The organism is Skermanella sp. (assembly GCF_059503625.1).
The window spans coordinates 1-3,321 of record NZ_JCACHA010000211.1; the positions used below are offsets into that span (position 1 = coordinate 1).

A 3,321-nucleotide genomic window follows, 5' to 3' on the forward strand; every position below is an offset into this window, starting at 1 on the left:
GATGGCGGTGTCTACGACTATAACCAACGCTGAGGTACAGAAGGCTTGGCAGTCTGCCCATGATGCATATAACGCTTGATATTAGAAATGACTGATCGACCCGTCCGTTGAAGGTGACGGCAACACGTTTGATGTTTGTCTAGCCTCTGAGATAGACTTGGACCCGCTCCCATGCCCCGAGAGCGGGTCTTCTTCTGTGCTACGACAGCATCCCATATACGACGGCGATAAGGCCGGCAGCTATCCAGAGCGCTGCCAGCCCTGCCAGAATCGTCGCAATGCCTTGTTGCACCAGCTTTTCCATGCGGCGCTCAACAGCCGTGTAAACGCTGTGTTCCGCGCTTCTTGCCGAGTCTTGGCTGCAGTATGATGGTCCCATGAGGAAATCACCATGCTGAAACTTGCCCCCGCCGTTCTCACCGTCTTGCTGTGCGCCACGCCAGCGTTTGCAGACCTGTCGGGCCGTGTTGCCCGCGTCCATGACGGTGACACGTTGACGCTTGACGGCAGCAAGGTCCGCCTATGGGGGATCGATGCGCCGGAGCTGAAGCAGAAGTGCGGCGGGACGGCCTGCGGTGTCGTCGCCCGTGATGCGCTCCAGGCGCTGGTGCAGGGCAAGGTGGTCACATGCGCTCAGAAGGACCGTGACCGCTATCAGCGCGTCGTTGCGTCCTGCCAAGTCGGCGGCGCTGACCTGGGCGAGGCGATGGTCAGGTCCGGAAATGCACTGGATTATCCTCGCTATAGCCGTGGCCGCTACAGACAGGCCGAACGTGATGCGGAGATCCGGCGTGCTGGTATGTGGGCAGGGCGGTTCGTCCCCCCGTGGGAGTGGCGCCGCAAAGGCTAACCTGCACCGATATGACGGAGGAGGCATCATGTTAACATGCCTCCTATTAACCTGATGCCTCTAGTTGCACTCCGCCCCACTGACTTCTATCCAATGTTTGGCCGAGTAGCAGCGTTTAGTTTCTCAATGCGATGACAAAGCCTTCAGGCCGACGACAGCAGACATAACAAGCGCCTCATTTTGATCGTCATAGTGGTCGTGAGTGACCTGCTACAGCTCCCGTTTTGCCATGACCCCAAGCGCATTGGCGGGCATCCGCACGACTTGATCCATGATCGCGCATTGCGCGTCATGAAGAGCCTCCACTTCGCCCTCTAGCAACCAGGCCTCTCTCTGGCGGTAAGCATCATGCCAGCGCTGGTTCTCTTACCCCATAAACCCGTCACCATTTCAGAACGATGCTTTGCTCAAGCGACCGCATATAGCCCACGGGTTGGGACAGGGGCGCCCTCTGCGGTGAAGCCGTTGTTCATCGCCCAGATGGCGGCCTGGGTGCGGTTGTTGACGTCGAGCTTGCGCAGCAGCGTCTTCAGGTGAACCTTGACGGTCGCTTCCGTGATGCCGAGCTTGATCGCGATCAGCTTGTTGCTGGAGCCGGTCACCAGCGCCTGAAGGATCTCCTGCTCGCGCGGAGACAGGCCACGCACCGAGTGCTGAGGCGCAATGGCGCTCATGTCGAGCAGCATGGCGGCCAGGTTGGTCGGAAACACCTTCTCGCCCATCATGACGAGTTCCAGCGACTGGAGCAGGGCTTCCGGCGAGACGTCCTTCATCAGGTAGCCGGCGGCGCCGGCGTTCATGGCGTCGCGCAGGGCATCCACCGCGAAGTCGCTGGCCAGCACGACGATGCGGGCTTCCGGGTAGGCACCTCGAAGCTGTTGCAGATCGCCGCCCTCACCGACGATCACCAGACCCGAGGCAACCGCACCCTCGATGGCCTGCTCGGTGGTGCTGAATTCCGCCTCGACCGCGAAGCGGGTGTCGGCTAGCAGATGCTTCAGCCCCTGGCGGAACAGGCGGTTGGCTTCGATCAGGATGGTGCGGGACGGGGTCATGGCGGCTTCTCCAAATGCGTTGATGATCATCGTCCGCGTGATCCGGCTTGGTCTGCCCTGGCGCGTTCGATGCTGCGTTGGAGGAAGAATGAATGATATTTTGGATGGGATAAAGATAAAATTAATACTTTATTGTGAGTAAATGGTGCTAGGCCGATCTGGCCATCCGGTGCCAGTGGCTATGCCTTGTAGATGTTCGTTGGCTTCTGCACCAGCAAACCCCCTTGGTGAGAATCCTTCCACTTCGATCCGCTTGATCGTCAAAGCCTTGAGGCTCCGTTTTCTCGGACCAAAGGGTAGCGCTGTGGAGAGGCCTGCGGACGCCCGCCTACCCCTTTGAGCCTGAAGACAAAGCCCTTGATCACGGGCAAGATCATAACACCTAAGCGTGCATATCTTATCAACGAGGTGCAATAAATTTTTCGCAAAGGCTCGGGTTAATCCGCTGCGGCTATGGAGAGCTTTCAATGGCTGGTCTTCCAGTATCATTGTCGGAGTTTCAGGCAAGAATCAGGAGAACCATCCTGGAGCTTGAGGATCATGCCCGCATACTCCCTGCTGACCAGCAACAAAGTATTAAGCACACCATCGGCCGGCTCAAAGCTGTCCTGCACGACGATGGATCGCCAGAGCAAAAATCAAGGCGATCACCAAAATGTGATTAGCTCTATTCCGACCTTGGCCATTGAGTAGGCCAGGATGGGCTGCAGAGAAGGAAGGCGTGATGGATACCGCCTCAAACCTTGCCGCGACGTTGAAGACATTCCGAACCAACGATGACGCTGCGAGATACCTTAGCCATGAAGGCTTCACCTTCATGGGCGCTCCTGGACGCTGGTTGCATGTCGAGGATCAGGGGCCGGTCTATGCCCGGATCGTACGGACCAGTGGCAGCTTCCAGGTTCGGATGGTCCGACGGAAGAGACAGCAATCATGATCGTGGCCGTAGCTGGCAGTCAGGCTTGTGCTCCGCAGTGACGTGATCTCTGGCTGTTTTGTTAATCAAATTTTATCAAATTATTGATCTACTTTAGATGATGAATTCAGATAATTGGGGCGTGCAGTATGCCAGACACAGCCATCGCTGAACTTGATGTTCCTGGCTTTGGAATGTCCCAGGCCGTTGCTCTGTTCGGAGAGGACCTCCATGAGGTCGGCGCCTATAACTTCAAGGTCGGCGATCTGGTCGGTACTCTGTGCCGGCTGTGTGGATTTGACGGAGAAGAGGCTGAGCGCTGGCGGGAAGCAGCGAGTCTGCATGATCTGGGCAAGCTCTGGATCCCACGGGATGTCCTGCTCAAGCGAGGTTTCCTTGATGAGGACGAATGGCGGATCATGCGGGGCCACGCCGTTTTCGGGTACGCGCGCCTGCGCCACTTCTGCCGGCTCGCCGCGGAGATGGCGTTATCTCACCAC

The 3,321-nt window shown here is 57.7% G+C and carries 3 protein-coding genes; 2 read left to right on the forward strand and 1 reads right to left on the reverse strand.

All coding sequences use genetic code 11. The features are described from left to right. Positions 1–391: 391 nt before the first annotated feature. Positions 392–850, forward strand: a complete 459-nt coding sequence (locus AC5JJ6_RS05290; RefSeq protein ID WP_496041040.1) for a thermonuclease family protein — start codon at positions 392–394, stop codon at positions 848–850. 407 nt (positions 851–1,257) lie between these two features. On the opposite strand, the gene AC5JJ6_RS05295 is transcribed toward AC5JJ6_RS05290, so the two are convergent. Further along, positions 1,258–1,905: a LuxR C-terminal-related transcriptional regulator gene (locus AC5JJ6_RS05295; protein WP_496041041.1), complete on the reverse strand. Its 648-nt coding sequence runs from the start codon at positions 1,903–1,905 to the stop codon at positions 1,258–1,260. A gap of 1,065 nt (positions 1,906–2,970) precedes the next feature. Here AC5JJ6_RS05295 and AC5JJ6_RS05300 point away from each other — a divergent pair. Continuing rightward, a partial coding sequence (locus tag AC5JJ6_RS05300; RefSeq protein WP_496041042.1) for an HD-GYP domain-containing protein occupies positions 2,971–3,321 on the forward strand: 351 nt, incomplete at its 3' end.

What these genes read in the sequence shown, in the direction of transcription:
- AC5JJ6_RS05295 (WP_496041041.1), bottom strand. Translation starts at nt 1,905, where the DNA reads ATGACCCCGTCCCGCACCATCCTGATCGAAGCCAACCGCCTGTTCCGC.
- AC5JJ6_RS05290 (WP_496041040.1), top strand. Translation starts at nt 392, where the DNA reads ATGCTGAAACTTGCCCCCGCCGTTCTCACCGTCTTGCTGTGCGCCACG.